We start from the raw sequence: 16,139 nt of genomic DNA, 5'->3' as shown, positions 1-16,139 counted from the left end.
GTCGGTGCTGCCCTTTATTCGGCTGCCACAAGCTTGTCCGCCGGTAGAGGAGGCATCTGGAGCGACGGCAGCTTCGGCCGCACCGCCAGCGCATCCCGTATGATCTTCTCCACCGCCTTGCGGCGCTCGCCCGACAGCGGCTGGCGCGGCATGCGCACGCGGTCATTGGTATCGATTGCCAGCACTTCGGCAAGCTTGATGTTCTGTACCAGATAGGTCGAGACGTCGAGATCGAGCAGCGGCCGGAACCAGCGGTAGATGGCGAGCGCCTCCTCGCGGCGGCCCTGCTTCATTAGCTGGTAGATGGCGACCGTCTCGCGCGGGAAGGCGGTGACCAGGCCGGCCACCCAGCCGATGGCGCCGACCGACAGCGCCTCGAAGGCGAGGTTGTCGACGCCGGTGAACAAATCGTAGCGGTCGCCCAGCCGGTTGATGATCTCGATCGTGCGCCTGATGTCGTCGGAGGATTCCTTGACGGCGACGAAGCGCTTGTCGGACGCCAGTTCCTCCATCTGGTCGACGGTGACGTCGACGCGATAGGCGAGCCGGTTGGAGTAGATCATGACCGGCAGGTCGCCGGCCTCGGCGACCGCGCGCAGCGCCGCGACCGTCTCTTCCGCGTTGGTGTGGTAGATCGGGCTCGGCACCACCATCAGGCCATTGGCGCCTTCCTTCGCGGCGCGCCTGGCGATGCTGGCCGCTTCCCGGGTGCCTGGCTCATTCACCGTCATCAGCACCGGCTTCTTGCCGGCGACTTTCTGCGCGGTCTTGAGCACCTCGATCTTCTCGTCAGCCGACAGCATCGGCCCTTCGCCGAGCGAGCCGCAGACGATGATGCCATCGCAACCGGCTTCCATCTGCAGGCCGAAGCAGCGCTCCATCTCGGCATGGTCGAGCCGATCATCGGCGGTGAATTTGGTCGTGACGGCGGGGAAAACTCCGGTCCACATAGTCGCGTCTCCATCTGATATATCAGCCGTATATCTGTTAAGAAACGGACTGTCAATGCGGATTCTGCTATGATATATTCAAAATATATCAGGAGGCCGCCTTTGATATCCACCGAAGCAATCAGAGCATCCGCCGAGCCGGCCGCGACCAGGGCGTACCACGTGCTCGAGCAAATGATCGTCACGCTGGAACTGGCGCCGGCGAGCTTCGTCACCGAAGGGGCGCTCATCGAAAAGCTGGACCTTGGCCGCACGCCGGTGCGCGAGGCGATCCAGCGGCTGGCCTGGGAAGGGCTGCTGGATGTCCGGCCGCGCGCCGGCATCGCGATCGCGCCGCTGCATCCCGGCGACTGGCTGCGCGTGCTCGACGCGCGGCGCGGCGTCGAGGTGGTGCTGGCCCGCTCGGCCGCGCGCTTCGTCACCCGCGAGGCCGCCGACCTGTTTCACGAGGCGGCGCTCGCCATGCAGAAGGCGGTCATCTCGGGCAATGTGCTTGCCTTCATCCAGGCCGACAAGGCGCTCGACGAGGCGCTGGCGATGGCCGCCGACAACCCCTTCGCCGCGCGGCTGGCCGCGCCCCTGCAGACCCACAGCCGCCGCTTCTGGTTCCGCTACAAGGCGGACACGGGCCTGGCCGAGTCAGCCGAGCATCACGTCGCGCTGATCCGCTCGATCCTCGACGGCGACGAGGAGGGAGCCGCCAAGGATGCCAAGCGGCTGATGGCGCTGCTGCGCGGCCATGCCGAGGTCGCTGCGACGCGCTGAACGGGCGATCAGATTCCTTGCGCGGTGGCGATGGCCGTATTCTCCCACCCCTCACCGGTCGCGAAAATGCAGCTTCGGCCCTGCACGTCGGTCACCAGAATGGACCAGCTCCCGCTTGCCGAAACGTAAATCTCGAAAATGGCGGCCTGGCCGACCACGCCGTAGCCGATCTGCTTTTGTTGAAAGGCCTGCGCCAATCCCGCGACAAGATCACTGTGACCGCCGCAGATGAATTGCGCCCGTGCCGCTAGCGTCGACAGCGCCAGCGCGATGCCGATAGCACCCATCCTGATCCATCGAAACGAAAATTTGTGTGCCATTTGGCACCTCCTTCGCCTCCGCGTTCCGGCAAAGGGAGGCATGGGAATTTTATCATTCCCTGGAACCGATATGGTGAGGTCCTGATCCGAAAACAAGCACCATTTCGGGGCTCACGGCGCGTTGCAGGGCAACAGCTGCGTCAGTCTTGCGCCGGTTCGCGAAGTACCGCCCATTTCAGCAAGGCGTCGAGCGCCGGGCACAGGGCCTGGCCCCAATCGGTCAGGCAATATTCGACCTTCGGCGGCACCTGGTGATGCACGATACGGCGCACGATGCCGTCGGCCTCCATCTGCCGCAGCTGCTGGATCAGCATCTTCTGCGAGATCGCCGGGATCGCCCGTTCGAGATCGGAGAAGCGCAGCACCTTGCCACCGAACAGGTGAAACAGGATCACCAGTTTCCAGCGGCCTTCGAGGATGCGCAGCACATTCTCGACGCCGCTCGCCGCCGATGACGGCGTCAATGTCGCGGGCTTAACTTCGGGCCGAACCTTACCTTCAGGCTCGGCCTTACCTTCAGGTAAGTACCTTACTTTTTCGTCGGTTCTTGTCATTTCGCCAGCATATCGCATTTTAGAAGCCGGACAAGCGCCGCCGGCCTCGGCTGGCGGCAACCCGCACCGGAGATGACATCATGACCGCAAAGCTTCCACAGCCGTTGGCCGACTATTTCACCGCCAAGAACAGGCACGATATCGACGCCATGCTCGTCCCCTTCTCGCCCGACGCCACGGTCAAGGACGAAGGAAGAACCCATCGAGGTTTGGCCGCCATCCGCGGCTGGATGGAGGAGACGACACGCAAATACCGGGTGACCGTCGAGGTCGCCGACGCGACGACCAAGGGCGATGCATGGCGGATCGCCGGCATCGTCTCGGGAAATTTCCCCGGCAGTCCTGCGACGCTCCACTACGCCTTCACGCTGACCCGCGACCGGATCACGCGGCTGGAGATCGGCGCATGACACGCAAAAAGGGCGCGACCAAAGCCGCGCCCTTAACTCGGTGAAACAAGTGTCCGATGTCAGTTCATCGTCGGGATGACGAACTCGGCGCCGTCCTTGATGCCGGACGGCCAGCGCGAGGTCACCGTCTTGGTCTTGGTGTAGAAGCGGAAGGCGTCCGGTCCGTGCTGGTTGAGGTCGCCGAAGGAAGACGCCTTCCAGCCGCCGAAGGTGTAATAGGCGATCGGAACCGGGATCGGCACGTTGACGCCGACCATGCCGACCTGGACACGGCTCGCGAAATCACGCGCGGCGTCGCCGTCGCGGGTAAAGATGGCGACGCCATTGCCCATCTCGTGGTCGTTGGCGAGCTTGATCGCGCTCTCATAGGTCGGCGCGCGCACCACCGAGAGCACCGGCCCGAAGATCTCTTCCTTGTAGATGCGCATGTCCGCCGTGACATTGTCGAACAGGCAGCCGCCCATATAGTAGCCGTCCTCATAGCCCTGCATTTTGAAGCCGCGGCCGTCGACGACGAGCGTGGCGCCTTCCTTGACGCCGGTGTCGACATAGCCCTTGACGCGCTCCAGCGCCTGCGCCGTCACCAGCGGGCCGAAATCGGCGGCCGAATCCGTCGACGGGCCGACCTTCAGGCTCTCGACGCGCGGGATCAGCTTTTCCATCAGCCGGTTGGCGGTGTCGTTGCCGACCGGAACGGCCACCGAGATCGCCATGCAGCGCTCGCCGGCCGAGCCGTAGCCGGCGCCGATCAGGGCGTCGACGGTCTGGTCCATGTCGGCGTCGGGCATGATGATCATGTGGTTCTTGGCGCCGCCGAAGCACTGCACGCGCTTGCCCGCCGCTGTGCCGCGCGAATAGATGTAGTGGGCGATCGGCGTCGAACCGACAAAGCCGACGGCCTTGATGTCGGGATCGTCGAGGATGGCGTCGACCACTTCCTTGTCGCCATTGACGACGTTGAGGATGCCAGCCGGCAGGCCGGCCTCGAGGAACAGTTCGGCGATGCGGATCGGCACGCCCGGGTCACGCTCCGACGGCTTCAGGATGAAGGCATTGCCACAGGCGATGGCCGGCGCGATCTTCCACAGCGGGATCATCGCCGGGAAGTTGAACGGGGTGATGCCGGCGACGACGCCGAGCGGCTGGCGCATCGAATAGACGTCGATGCCCGGGCCGGCGCCATCGGTGAATTCGCCCTTCATCATGTGCGGCGCGCCGATGCAGACTTCGACCACTTCGAGGCCGCGCTGGATGTCGCCCTTGGCGTCGGCGATCGTCTTGCCGTGCTCGCGCGCCAGGATGTCGGCCAGTTCGTCATAGTCGCGGGCGACCAGTTCGAGGAATTTCATCAGCACGCGCACGCGGCGCTGCGGGTTGGTGGCGGCCCATTTCGGCTGCGCCGCCTTGGCGTTCTCGACCGCCGCGCGCAGTTCCGCCTGCGAGGCCAGCGCCACCGTGCCGCGCACCGTGCCGTCCATCGGCTGCATGACGTCCTGCTTGCGGCCGCTGGTGCCGGCGACACGCTTGCCACCGATGAAATGACCGTATTCGATCATGATGTCTCTCCCTTGTTTGTGATGGGCGCATTGTCCGCCTTTGCGGTGGCGAAGGCAACGCGAGGAAGAACGCAACCGTTGTGCGAAAAGTAGATAACGGTTGACGGGCGAGCATCAATTCTCGCAAATGGCAGGCTACAAGATATCTTTTGGGGATTCCCATGAACTGGGATGACGTCCGCATCTTCCTCGCCGTGGCTCGCGCCGGCCAGTTTCTTGGCGCCGCCAGGCGGCTGGAGCTGAACCACGCCACCGTCTCGCGCCGCATCGCCGCACTCGAGGACGCGCTGCGCACGAAGCTCTTCCGCCGGCTGACCACCGGCAGCGAACTGACACCGGCCGGCGAGCGCTTCCTCGACATTGCCGAGCGCATGGAGGGCGACATGATCGCCGCGCGCTCGACCATTTCAGGCGAGGGCGACGACATCTCCGGCACCGTGCGCATCGGCGCGCCGGACGGGTTCGGCGTCGCCTTCCTGGCCAGGCGCCTTGGCGACCTGACCGCGCTGCACCGCGAACTGACGATCCAGCTCGTGCCGGTGCCGCGCTCCTTCTCGCTTTCCCGGCGCGAGGCCGACATCGCCATCACCGTCGAGCGACCGACGGAAGGCCGGCTGGTTGCGGGAAAGCTGGTCGACTATTCGCTCGGCCTGTTTGCCTCGCGCGCCTACGCCGACGCCAATGGTCTGCCCAAGACAGCGGCCGAACTCGGCAGGCACACCCTCATCGGCTATGTGCCTGACCTGATCGTCAGCCCGTCGCTCGATTACGCGGCCGAATTCAGCGCGGACTGGCGCACCAGCTTCGCCATCTCCTCCGCGCTCGGCCAGGCCGAAGCGGTGCGCTCGGGCGCCGGCATCGGCATCCTGCACACTTTCGTGGCGCGTTCGATGCCGGAACTGGTGGCCGTCGATGTTGTGGCGCCCATCCGCCGCGCCTACTGGCTGGTCTATCACGAATCGGTCAGGCCGCTGCGCCGCATCCAGATCGTCGCCGGCTTCATCACCAAGGCGGTGGAGCGGGAAAGAAGCCTTTTCCTGTAAAGGTGCTCACGGTCCATCGAGAACAAAAGATCTCGCCACCCGTTGGGCTTCGTCAGCCAATGGCACCCACTTCTGCTTCATTTGCTCGACGCTGTCGCCCGTAAGCCCGCAGGTCACCAGCCCGAAGCGGGTGCCGCGCAACGAAAGCACGACCATGGCGTGGCCGGGGAAGCTGGCGTTGCCGTCCCCGACCTGGAAATCCATGTCGGCCATTCGTGCCGGATAGCCATCGGGAAAGCGGATCAACTTTTCGTTGCTGAAGGCCGCCGCGGTAAAGGCGGCGCCGACCATCTCTTGCCAGGCCCGCGGCGACCAGCCCGTTTCGAGAAATGCCTTGGGATCGGCGGGTGAATCGGACGCCTGCGGATCATAGAGACCGACCGATACCCGGCAGGTGAGGCCCTGATCGCCGGACTTGATCTTCAGCCGCATGGTCTTGCCGGAAGGTTCCTCGTTGGTCCAACCCTCCGGAAAGGTCAGGGAAAATCCGTTGTCCTTGTCGTGAACGGTCTTGTCGGCGGCATTGGCCGCCGAGGTGCAGGACAGAAACACGATAGCCGTAACCACAAAGCCGATACGCATCACGGGTGCTCGCGAATGCCAGGCCGGAACGATGCGCCTGACAGATTGTACCGCCCCGGTGATAACACGGTCAGGTGATGGACGCCGCCTTTTCCTTGCCACAAAACCGGCCAGTGTGGCATCAGGCATGCGGTCGCCGGCCATGGGCAGGGCGCCGGTGGGGAAATCGTTCAGAAAGCTGGCGCGGAAACAATGCGAGCCGTTCTTGCCATCCTGCCGCTGATTTTCGTTTCGGCCTGCGCCAACCCGTGGACAAAAGTGCCGGAAGCCGAATTGCCCAAGCCGATCCGTTACGCGATGGCGCGCCCCTCGCCTTTCGTCTTTGGCAATTATTGCGGCCCCGGCACCCGCACCGGCGATCTTTCGGCCCGGCCGGTCGACCGCCTCGACGCGGTGTGCCAGGTCCACGACGCCTGCTACATCGCCCGCCACAATCATTGCGACTGCGACGGCGCGCTTGTCGCTTCCGCCAGGGCAATCCGTGACGACAAGGCGGCGCCGCGCAAGATGCGCGGCGAGGCTGAATTGCTGATCGCGACCTTCGCCATCCCCGTCTGCAAGGTGTTTCCACAGGGCTTCATGCCGCCGCGCGACCCGGCACAGTTGAGCGCCATGAAGGCCGGAGCCACCGGGTGAATCGCCACGCATTTAGCATCCTTGCCCTGTTCGGGCTGACCGCCCTTGCCGGTTGTGCCGGCACGGGCCGCAATGCCTGCGATCTGCTGCCGGGACAGGAAGCCTGCGCGCGGCCGTCTCTGTCGGCCAGCACGTCCGGGCCGCAGGCAGCGCAGTTTTTTGGCAATGCAGAGACCAGCGACTACGAAAGACGCTTCCTGGCGCTGCTCGCCCACAATGAGCTCGGCGCCATGGATCGCGCCAACGGCACCGGCCCGTTCGGACGCAACCGCCGCGACGTGCAGAACAGCGACTTCCAGGCGACCTATTCGACGCTGCAGCAACTGGCCGGACCGGTCGCCAGGGCGCATCTGCCGCCGGCCAATGGCGGCAGCGGCGAGGGTCATTTCGAAGGACGCTGGCGGGTGTCGCGGCAGACGCTCTATATCGATGCGGCGGCGCGGCCCTCGGCCCCCAAGATTTTCGATTTCTCCGGCCTGCAGGCGCGCAGCACCGAAATCGTGGTGCGCCAGGCTGGCGAGCAGCCGGCCGAGATCGAGGCCACCTGCGACGGTCCTCTCGCGATGCGCGCCGCCGGCGCCTCACGCACCATCGCCGCCGGCGCGGCATTCCGGTTCCGCCTGTCGGGTGAGGACGACGTCGTCAGCCTGTTTCCAAGCGAAGGGCTGAACCGTTGCACGGCAAGGATCCGCTCCAGCCTTGCGCCGGGCGGGTCGCCGCTCACCATCCGGCGCGAAGAGATCGCCGATCCTGCTCTCGCCAGCTTCGACAGTCGCTACGAGCGCTGCCCGGTTCCCGACAGCACCGGCCTCGACGCGCTCGAGCGCGCCTTCTATGCCAGCCGCTGGCTGTCGCAGACCTGCGCCCTGCCCATCGACAAGCCCAGGCTGCTGCGCAAGTCGCGCGACGGCTTCAACGCCAAGGTCGAGGCGCTGATGGGCGCGACGCTCTCCGATGCGGCAATCGACAAAGGCGATCCGGAGCTGCCGCTCGATTTCTCCAGGGCGCCAAGACTGAAGCTGATCTATCTGTCCTCGCTCGAGTTCAAGGCCGACTTTTCCGGCCGCGTCATCGAGCGGCTGATCCGCCATCACGCCGCTCTTGGCACCAAGGTGCGCATTCTGGTCACCGACGTGCTGGAGCGCGACAAGGACGACGCCCTGTTGCACCGGCTGGCGGCGGAGTTCCCCAATGTCGAATTGCAGGAATACCGCTGGCGCGCCGACCATGGCGCACCGATCGACGAGCAGATCTCACAGCTGCACAAGACCCATCACATCAAGATGCTGGCGACGCTGGCTGTGGACCCAGCGCGCTCGCGCGTCATCATCGGCGGCCGCAACATCCATGACGGTTTCCTGTTCCATCAGCCGATCGACCTGTCGCGCTATGCGAACCTTGAACAATACGGCAAGACCGACGGGTTTTCGCTGAACTACTATTCGAACTGGAGCGACTTCGACATCGAGTTCGCCGACAGGGCGACGGTCGAAACGCTCGCCGCGCATCTGTCGACAATATGGTTGCGCGACGCCGATACCAATCTGGCGCGGCCATTCTCCATCCCGGTGCGAGGCGATGGCCGCCCCCGCGGCAATGCCCGGCACTTCATTTCCGTGCCCTATGAGGACGACCATGCGCTGGAGGCCTATTTCGTCGAACTGGTCGACGCCGCCCGCCACCATATCCAGATCGTCAACCCCTACCTCAATCTGACGCCAAGCCTCGCCCAGGCCTTTGACCGGGCGCTCGCCCGCGGCGTCAAGATCGACATTGTCGGCCGCATCGACCTCAAGGGCGACATTGGCGGCAAGTTCCTCACCGCGCTCAACAAGCTGTTCGTCGAGAAATATGGTGACCGCATCAACATCCGCGAGTTCAAGGCGCCCGACGTGGTGTTGCATTCAAAGATCATGATGATCGACGAAAGGCTGGTCGCCATCTCGTCGGTCAACCTCAACAACCGCAGCTTCTTCCACGATTCAGAGAACGGCATGATGGTGCTCGATCCCGCCTTCTACGTCAGGATGAAGCCGATCTATGACGACTATCTCGCCCATTCGAACCCGGTTTCCAGCAACGTGACGATCCCATGGGCCTACCGGCTGCTGTTCGACGAGGCCTGGGTCAGGCAGGCGTTCTGATGCCTGTCGCCAAAAGTGGCCCCGGTTTTTGGGGCAACGACATGCATAAAAGCAAAAAACGCCGCTCCCTATTTCAGATAGCGCTCCTGGGCCAGGGCACGGGCATCGATGTCGGGCACCTTGTTCGACATGATGTCGGCCAGCACCTTTGCCGAGCCGCAGGCCATGGTCCAGCCGAGCGTGCCATGGCCGGTGTTGAGGAAGAGATTGGACAGCTCGGTGCGGCCGATCAGCGGCGGCCCGTCCGGCGTCATCGGCCGCAGCCCGCACCAGAAGGTCGCCTCGCGCATGGCGCCCGAGCCCGGAAAGAGGTCGCCGACCGAATGTTCGAGCGTGCGCCGCCGCGATTCATGCAGCCTGAGGTCGAAGCCTGAAATCTCGGCGGTGCCGCCGACACGGATGCGGTCGCCCAGCCGGGTGATCGCCACCTTGTAGGTTTCGTCCATCACGGTCGACACTGGCGCCAGGGCGGCATCCTTGATCGGCACGGTGATCGAATAGCCCTTGACCGGATAGACCGGGATTGACCGTTTCATCCGGCGCATGAAACCGGCCGAGTAGCTGCCCAGTGCCATCACATAGGCATCGGAGGCCTTGAAACCCTTGCTGGTGCTGAGATTGGCGATGCGGTTGCGGCTGCGGATGACGCGCCAGATCGTCGTGTCGTATTCGAAGGTGACGCCACGCGCGACGCAGAGCTCGGCCAGTTTCTCGGTGAACATCTTGCAGTCGCCGGTTTCGTCGTGCGGCAGCCGCAGCCCGCCAACGAATTTCTCGCGCACGCCGGCCAGCGCCGGCTCCGCCGCGATGCAGCCGTCCTGGTCTAGGATCTCGTAGGGCACGCCATATTTCTTCAGCACCTCGACATCACCGCCGGTGCCATCGAGTTGCTTTTGCGATCGGAACAATTGCAGCGTGCCCTGGGTGCGCTCGTCATAGCTGATGCCGGTCGCCTCGCGCAGCGCCTTCAGCGTGTCGCGGCTGTATTCGGCCAGCGGCACCATGCGCGACTTGTTGATGGCATAGCGCTCAGCCGTGCAGTTGCGCAGCATCTTGACCAGCCAGGTCCACATATGCGGGTCGAAGGCCGGCCGCACCACCAATGGCCCGTGCTTCATCAACAGCCATTTGATCGCCTTCAGCGGAATGCCGGGTCCGGCCCAGGGCGAGGCGTAGCCGGGCGAAATCTCGCCGGCATTGGCGAAGCTGGTTTCCAGAGCCGGGCCTTTCTGGCGGTCGAGCACCGTCACCTCGTGACCGGCCTCGGCAAGATAATAGGCCGTGGTCACCCCGATGACGCCGCCGCCCAGCACCATGATCTTCATCGTTCACTCCTTGCCGCGCCGCGCATCCTCGGGATGCCCATGGACGCGACCGCATTTCTCGATTTGCGCATGATCCCGAACGAAAATCGATGCCGATCTTCGAGGACCATGCGCCGTGGCCATTCACGCCGCCGAAGGACCGGGGTCGTCGTCTTCTGTCTGCCGCATTCCGGCCGTCTCGCCAAGAGGCCGCCAATCGTCCGCGGCGCTGTAGACGAGAGTAAGCCCGTGCGGTCGTCGCCCATCGGCCCGCTCTTTCTGCCTGATCGCGCGCCGGGCAGCCTCCGGCTGGTAAAGCACGGCCCTGATCAGGATCTGCTCCCGGCGGCCGGCGGCGTGCTCGATCAAAGCCGTTTGGCCCTGTGCCATGCCGAGCATGCAGAGCCCGCGCCTGGTTGCCAGCGAAAGGCTGGAGCCGACCGGTCCGCGCACCTCGTTCTGCACCAGGGTGCGCGTCTCGGCGTGACCGGCATCGATGCTGAACACCACCCTGCTGTTCAGCGTGACGATATCGGGGCCGACCGAATCGATCGGGACGATATCGGCGGTTGAAAGCTTGTGTTCGAGCATGTGCACGATCGGATCCGCGAATGCCCGCCGGCGCTCCAGCATGACTTCGAGGACGGCGAAGTCCTTCGTCGTCAGGCAGCAATTCGTACTCTTCATCACCGCCTCCACGATCAGCGCCGCTGCGCGCCGGAGGCCGGCGTGTCGACGGCTTCGATGGTCACCGACAGTTCCCGGCCGCCACGGCTGCTCCAGCACACCGCCTGCCCTATCGACGCTCCGATGAGCGCCGTTCCCATCGGGGTCAGCACCGAAATCTTGTTTTCGGCAATGTCGGCTTCGCCGGGATAGACCAGCATGATGCGCTGGATCTCCCCGCCTTCGCCGCGGACCGTCACGATCGATCCCATACGCACCACGTCGGCCGGCATCGCCGCCGCCTCCGTGACGACGGCGCGGTCCATTTCCGAAAGCAGCTCCTCGGCGGGTTCGGGGGCACGGTCGAGCAAGGCCCTCGCCAGGCCGGTCAACCTGTCATGGTCGGTGTCGCTGATCAGAATCCGGCTCGATGGACGCAGTCCTGTTGCATGTTGCATGGCAAACCTCATGGATCGGCGCATCGAATGGATGCGCGCCTGCCACCGCGCTGACGGCGGCGTGATGAAAAGCCTGCAGCCGCGAAGGGCCGTACAGCTTGATGGCGGTTCTGGAAGTATGGATGCCCCGATACGGACGGACGCCCAGAAGGCGGCCGCGCCGGGGCTACGATCCCGCGATCGGGCAGACCCTGAACAAGGTTCTGGTGTAAGCGAGGTTGCTCATGCTTCGAACCTTGCCGACAGGCGCCCGCTTGTCAAGCGCGGCCAAACCGCTCAACCGCCGACATAGTGGCGGTGAAAGCGCGGGCCGAGACTGGCCAGGATTTCATAGCCGATGGTGCCGGCATGGCCGGCGGCATCGTCGACGCTCTGCGAGGGGCCGAGCAGTTCGACCAGATCGCCCTCGCGCAGCCTGCCGGGCGGCAGGGCAGACATGTCGAGAATGATCGAATCCATCGACACACGCCCGAGGAAAGGCAGGCGCACGCCCTCGAACCAGGCCGCCGAAGCGGAGCGGCGCAGCCAGCCATCCGCATAGCCGAACGAAATCGTTGCCAGGCTCAGCGGACCGTCCCCGTGATAACTGTGGCCATAGCCGATGCCGGCGCCCTTCTCGACATGGCGCGTTTGCGCCACCTTGGCCTGCAGCCGCACCACGGGCAGCATCGGATTGGGCTCGCCAGGCGTCGGGTTGATGCCGTAGAGCGCCGCACCGGGCCGGGCGAGATCGTAGTGATAGGACGGTCCGAGAAAGATGCCGGAGGAATTGGCGAGCGAGGCGGGCGTCCGGGGCAGCATGGCGCGCAGCCGTTCAAAGGCCAGCCTCTGCTGTTCATTGGCCGGATGGCGCGGCTCGTCGGCGCAGGCCAGATGGCTCATCACATATCTGATGTCGATGCCGTCGAAGGCACTGCTATCTCCCGCCAGCGCTTCGACTTCGGCCGGCGCCATGCCGAGCCGCGACATGCCGCTGTCGACCTGGATGGCGGCCGGGAGCCGGCGGCCGGCGCCATGCGCCGCCGCGCGCCAGGCTTGCAACTGCGCGCCACTGTTGATGACCGCGCAAAGCCCGGCCACCACCGCTTCCGGCTCGGAGCCCGGCGGCAGCCCGTTCAGCACGTAGATGTCCGGGCCCGTCCCGATCGCCTTGCGCAGCGCGATGCCTTCGGCCAGCAGTGCGACGAAGAAGATGTCGCAGCCTTCCCGGGTCAGTGCCGCCGCCACCTGGGCCGCACCGAGACCGTAGCCATTGGCCTTGACCACGCCGGCGCAGCGCGCGCCGCCCAGCCGCGCCTTCAATCGCCTATAGTTTTCACGGACCGCACCGAGATCGATGGTCAGGATCGCGCCAGCCGCCGCCTCGCTGACCGGCCAACCGGTGATGGTGTTCGCAGCAGCCCGATTGACGGCGTCGTTCATGGCGACCCTCATTGCATCGGCCATCAATACGACCCCGGCACCAACGCGGCAACCTCGACGCGCGATTACCGCGCCAGATGGCGGAACGCCGCCACCACGTCTTCATAGACCTTGCGCTTGAACGGCACGATCAGGTCGGGCAGGTCCTGCATCGGCCGCCACGACCATTTGTCGAATTCGGCGGTGTGGCCGCCCGGCGGCGGATTGATCTGGATCTCGCTGCTGTCGCCGTGAAAGCGGAAAGCGAACCATTTCTGCGTCTGGCCGCGATACCGGCCCTTGAAGGCAATGCCGACGAGATGGTCCGGCAGGTCGTAATTGATCCAGTCCGGCGCCTCGGCGAGCATGGAGACGCTGCGCATGCCGGTCTCTTCATAAAGCTCGCGCTCGGCCGCCTGCAGCGGCTCCTCGCCCTTGTCGATGCCGCCTTGCGGCATCTGCCAGAGCTGCGTCGTACCGGCGAATTCGCTGTCGGGTTCGGCGATGCGATGCCCGACCCAGACCAGGCCCTCGCCATTGAGGATCATCAACCCGACACAGGGACGGTAGGGCAGCGTTTCGCGGTCGACCTTTTTCGTCTTCGGCATCAGTCAGTCTCTCCAGCCATCTTGCGAAGGCTTCGCTAACCTTTTTGCGGGTCGATGGCCACCGCTGAAATCGGCACGATCTCGATGCCGCGTTTCTTGGCCTCGGCAATCCAGGATGTCACGATGTCGACCGTCAGGTCGAAGGCCGAGCCGATGCCGACGGCCGTGCCCTTGGCCCGCGCCGTGGCTTCGAGACTGTCGAGTTTCTTCAGAATGGCGCCGCGATCCTGCACCGCGTCGATCGCCGTGTCGCCGGCGACGAAGGGCACGCCATCCTTCAGCGCCAGGTCGGGGGCCAGGCTGCGCGCCGACGAGCCATCGTCGATATAGGCGAGACCACGTTTGCCGAGTTCGGCCATGAACGGCTCCATCGCCGCCGTATCGGCGGAGAAGCGCGCGCCCATATAATTCATGACGCCGGTATAGTTCGTCGTCCGCGACAGCGCCCAGTGCAGATTCTTGAGGTTCTCCTCGGCGCTCGCCGCCACCGTCAGCGTGTTGCGGCCGGGGTTGACGTTGGGATAGTCGAACGGTTCGAGCGGCACCTGCATGACGATCTCATGGCCGCTCTGCCGGGCAGCCTGCATCCAGCGGCCGATGCTGTTGCCTTGCGGCGCGAAGGCCAGCGTCACTTCCGCAGGCAATTTGGCGATCGCAGCCTGGGTGCCGGTCTGCGAGACGGCCAGCCCGCCGATGATGATCGCCACCCGCGCGCCGCGCGCGCCGGACCATGGCCGCGCATAGACATCGAACGGTCGCCTGCCATCGGCGGAGCGGATCGGCAGGGGCCCGGTGTCGCTGGCTTCGATCAGCGCCTTGTCGGGAAGATGCGCGATCTTGAGGTTCTGCCCGACAGCAGACGGATCACGGATGACGATGGCCGTCTGCGGAGGACCATCGCCCTCCTCCTTCTGCACATGGATGATCTGCGGACCGCCGGTCTTGGACGGCGGTTCGACCTTTGGCGCCGCGACCGGGGCCAGAGCGGATGGCGCCGCGGCAGGTTCGGCCGCCGCCGTCACTTTCGGCGTCGAAACGGCGACCTCTTGCGGCTTGCGAAACGGCTTTTCCCGGAGCGCGATCGCGGCCGAAACGCCGACCACGGCCAGCACGACGACGCTCGCCGCGACAATGCCCGTGCTGACCTTGCCGGCAGCGCGCGGCGCCCGGACGGTCTGTCCAAGCGGGCGTTCGATGTCCTTGCCGATATCAGCCAAGCCCTGTCCCCGGGGCGCATGGTTCCGAAGGCGATCCCTTCGGCGACATGCGCGAATTCATCAACCCTGGCGCACCTCTGGCGCCGTATCCGGAGGCTTGGTCTTGCCTCCCCGAATCAAACTGCCGGAACCTTTCGGTCCCGGCAGCATCGCATTGCTTCGTTCAGGCGGCCAGACCCGGCCGGCCAAACCGTTACTGGTTGAGCACGGCCTTTTCCGGATTCGGCGGGAAGGCCGGATCGGTCTTCTGTCCACGCAGCAGTTGCTCCGCGAAGATCAGCTGCAGATCGTCCTTCGGATCCGGCGGCACATAGGCGGCCGAGCCCGAGCCGGTCGAGCTCTCGTCGGCACCCTTGATGTGGCCCTTGAGATCGGATTCGCCGCGCGTCAGGTCCCTGCCCTGCAGTTCAGGCGGCAGCGGCTGGTCAACCTTGATGTCGGGCGTGATGCCCTTGCCCTGGATCGACTTGCCCGACGGCGTGTAATAGAGCGCCGTCGTCAGCCTGAGCGCGCCATTCTCACCGAGCGGAATGATGGTCTGCACCGAACCCTTGCCGAAGGACTGCGTGCCCACCACCGTGACGCGGCGCAGATCCTGCAGCGCGCCGGCGACGATTTCGGACGCACTGGCCGAGCCGCCATTGACGAGCACGATCATCGGCTTGCCGTTGATGTCGTCGGTCTGCTTCGGCTTGGCGTCGAAGCGGGTGACGTCCTTCGGATCGCGGCCGCGCGTCGAGACGATCTCGCCGCGCTTGAGGAAGGCGTCGGACACGCTCACCGCCTGGTCGAGCAGGCCACCCGGATTGAGGCGCAGGTCTAGCACATAGCCCTTGAGCTTGTCGTCCGGCACCTGCTTCTTGATGGTCTCGATGGCGTTCTCGAGGTCGTCATAGGTCTTTTCGGTGAAGGAGGTGATCTTCATGTAGCCGATGTCGTTCTCGACCCGGAACTTGACCGCCTTGACCTTGATGATGTCGCGCACCACCGTCAGCTCGATCGGCTTGTCGGCACCTTGGCGCAGAATGGTGAGCTTGATTGGCGTGTTGACCAGGCCGCGCATCTTGTCGACCGCGTCGTTGAGCGTCAGGCCGCGAACCTCTTCGCCGTCGATCTTGGCGATGTAGTCGCCGGCCAGCACACCGGCCTTGGCGGCGGGCGTGTCGTCGATCGGCGTGATCACCTTGACCAGGTCGTTCTCCATGGTGACCTCGATGCCGAGGCCGCCGAACTCGCCCTTGGTCTGCACGCGCATGTCCTGCGCCTGTTCGGCATTCATGTAGGAGGAGTGCGGATCGAGAGAGGAAAGCATGCCGTTGATGGCGTTCTCGACCAGCGACTTGTCGTCGGGCGGCGTGACATATTGTGCCCGCACCCGCTCGAAGATGTCGCCGAAGATCGCCAGCTGCTTGTAGGTCTCCGAGCCCGCAGCGTTCGCCGAGGAGCCAGGAGCACCATAGACAAGGCTCATGGCGGACGCGCCCATCAGCGCGCCGGCAAACAGAAGCGACAGTTTCCGCATCAT

The 16,139-nt window shown here is 64.9% G+C and carries 17 protein-coding genes; 5 read left to right on the top strand and 12 right to left on the bottom strand.

Annotation, left to right across the window (positions count from 1 at the left end; translation table 11 throughout):
- Positions 1-14: 14 nt before the first annotated feature.
- Positions 15-950 carry a dihydrodipicolinate synthase family protein gene (locus AC1DPX_RS06780; protein ID WP_477235396.1) on the bottom strand — a complete coding sequence of 312 codons (936 nt, stop codon included), beginning with the start codon at positions 948-950 and terminating at the stop codon, positions 15-17.
- Positions 951-1,019: 69 nt separating this feature from the next.
- Between AC1DPX_RS06780 and AC1DPX_RS06775 the strand changes: the two genes are divergently transcribed.
- The gene (locus AC1DPX_RS06775) at positions 1,020-1,715 is read left to right on the top strand and encodes a GntR family transcriptional regulator (protein WP_202357397.1); all 696 of its coding nucleotides are present in this window, start codon (positions 1,020-1,022) and stop codon (positions 1,713-1,715) included.
- Between the two features lie 8 nt (positions 1,716-1,723).
- On the opposite strand, the gene AC1DPX_RS06770 is transcribed toward AC1DPX_RS06775, so the two are convergent.
- Positions 1,724-2,035 (bottom strand): hypothetical protein, encoded by a 312-nt coding sequence (locus AC1DPX_RS06770; RefSeq protein ID WP_477235394.1) that lies wholly within the window; start codon positions 2,033-2,035, stop codon positions 1,724-1,726.
- A 140-nt stretch (positions 2,036-2,175) separates the two neighbouring features.
- On the bottom strand, positions 2,176-2,589 hold the full coding sequence (locus tag AC1DPX_RS06765) for a winged helix-turn-helix transcriptional regulator (RefSeq protein WP_477235392.1): 414 nt from the start codon (positions 2,587-2,589) through the stop codon (positions 2,176-2,178).
- An 80-nt stretch (positions 2,590-2,669) separates the two neighbouring features.
- Here AC1DPX_RS06765 and AC1DPX_RS06760 point away from each other — a divergent pair, with 80 nt between their 5' ends.
- Complete coding sequence (locus AC1DPX_RS06760; protein WP_477235390.1) at positions 2,670-2,999, top strand: nuclear transport factor 2 family protein; 330 nt, start codon at positions 2,670-2,672, stop codon at positions 2,997-2,999.
- 59 nt (positions 3,000-3,058) lie between these two features.
- Here AC1DPX_RS06760 and AC1DPX_RS06755 read toward each other — a convergent pair whose 3' ends face one another.
- Positions 3,059-4,555 carry a CoA-acylating methylmalonate-semialdehyde dehydrogenase gene (locus AC1DPX_RS06755; protein WP_202357394.1) on the bottom strand — a complete coding sequence of 499 codons (1,497 nt, stop codon included), beginning with the start codon at positions 4,553-4,555 and terminating at the stop codon, positions 3,059-3,061.
- A 161-nt stretch (positions 4,556-4,716) separates the two neighbouring features.
- Between AC1DPX_RS06755 and AC1DPX_RS06750 the strand changes: the two genes are divergently transcribed.
- Complete coding sequence (locus AC1DPX_RS06750) at positions 4,717-5,598, top strand: LysR family transcriptional regulator (protein ID WP_477235388.1); 882 nt, start codon at positions 4,717-4,719, stop codon at positions 5,596-5,598.
- 6 nt (positions 5,599-5,604) lie between these two features.
- On the opposite strand, the gene AC1DPX_RS06745 is transcribed toward AC1DPX_RS06750, so the two are convergent.
- Positions 5,605-6,324 (bottom strand): hypothetical protein, encoded by a 720-nt coding sequence (locus tag AC1DPX_RS06745; RefSeq protein WP_477235386.1) that lies wholly within the window; start codon positions 6,322-6,324, stop codon positions 5,605-5,607.
- Between the two features lie 48 nt (positions 6,325-6,372).
- Here AC1DPX_RS06745 and AC1DPX_RS06740 point away from each other — a divergent pair, with 48 nt between their 5' ends.
- Together AC1DPX_RS06740 and AC1DPX_RS06735 are read left to right on the top strand one after the other, a co-directional pair.
- On the top strand, positions 6,373-6,816 hold the full coding sequence (locus tag AC1DPX_RS06740) for a hypothetical protein (protein ID WP_477235384.1): 444 nt from the start codon (positions 6,373-6,375) through the stop codon (positions 6,814-6,816).
- Positions 6,813-8,960: a phospholipase D-like domain-containing protein gene (locus tag AC1DPX_RS06735; protein WP_477235382.1), complete on the top strand. Its 2,148-nt coding sequence runs from the start codon at positions 6,813-6,815 to the stop codon at positions 8,958-8,960. Before AC1DPX_RS06740 ends, AC1DPX_RS06735 begins: the two co-directional genes overlap by 4 nt.
- Before the next feature lie 68 nt (positions 8,961-9,028).
- Here AC1DPX_RS06735 and AC1DPX_RS06730 read toward each other — a convergent pair whose 3' ends face one another.
- The 7 genes from AC1DPX_RS06730 to AC1DPX_RS06700 all read right to left on the bottom strand — a co-directional run bounded on the left by AC1DPX_RS06730 (position 9,029) and on the right by AC1DPX_RS06700 (position 16,139).
- Positions 9,029-10,285, bottom strand: coding sequence for a D-amino acid dehydrogenase (locus tag AC1DPX_RS06730; protein WP_202357389.1), 1,257 nt, complete (start codon positions 10,283-10,285; stop codon positions 9,029-9,031).
- A 123-nt stretch (positions 10,286-10,408) separates the two neighbouring features.
- A complete protein-coding gene (locus tag AC1DPX_RS06725) occupies positions 10,409-10,963 on the bottom strand; it encodes a GreA/GreB family elongation factor (protein WP_477235380.1) in 555 nt (184 codons plus the stop codon).
- Between the two features lie 2 nt (positions 10,964-10,965).
- Positions 10,966-11,388: a nucleoside diphosphate kinase regulator gene (rnk, locus tag AC1DPX_RS06720; protein ID WP_477235378.1), complete on the bottom strand. Its 423-nt coding sequence runs from the start codon at positions 11,386-11,388 to the stop codon at positions 10,966-10,968.
- Between the two features lie 276 nt (positions 11,389-11,664).
- The gene (alr, locus tag AC1DPX_RS06715; protein WP_477235376.1) at positions 11,665-12,810 is read right to left on the bottom strand and encodes an alanine racemase; all 1,146 of its coding nucleotides are present in this window, start codon (positions 12,808-12,810) and stop codon (positions 11,665-11,667) included.
- A 65-nt stretch (positions 12,811-12,875) separates the two neighbouring features.
- Positions 12,876-13,397, bottom strand: coding sequence for an RNA pyrophosphohydrolase (locus AC1DPX_RS06710; protein ID WP_202357385.1), 522 nt, complete (start codon positions 13,395-13,397; stop codon positions 12,876-12,878).
- Between the two features lie 35 nt (positions 13,398-13,432).
- Positions 13,433-14,614, bottom strand: a complete 1,182-nt coding sequence (locus AC1DPX_RS06705) for a divergent polysaccharide deacetylase family protein (RefSeq protein ID WP_202357384.1) — start codon at positions 14,612-14,614, stop codon at positions 13,433-13,435.
- A gap of 193 nt (positions 14,615-14,807) precedes the next feature.
- A complete protein-coding gene (locus tag AC1DPX_RS06700) occupies positions 14,808-16,139 on the bottom strand; it encodes a S41 family peptidase (RefSeq protein ID WP_202357383.1) in 1,332 nt (443 codons plus the stop codon).

Source organism: Mesorhizobium sp. 01N446, from assembly GCF_056399285.1.
The sequence above is the reverse complement of the archived record's forward strand: the minus strand, read 5'-3'. Positions and strand labels throughout refer to the sequence as shown.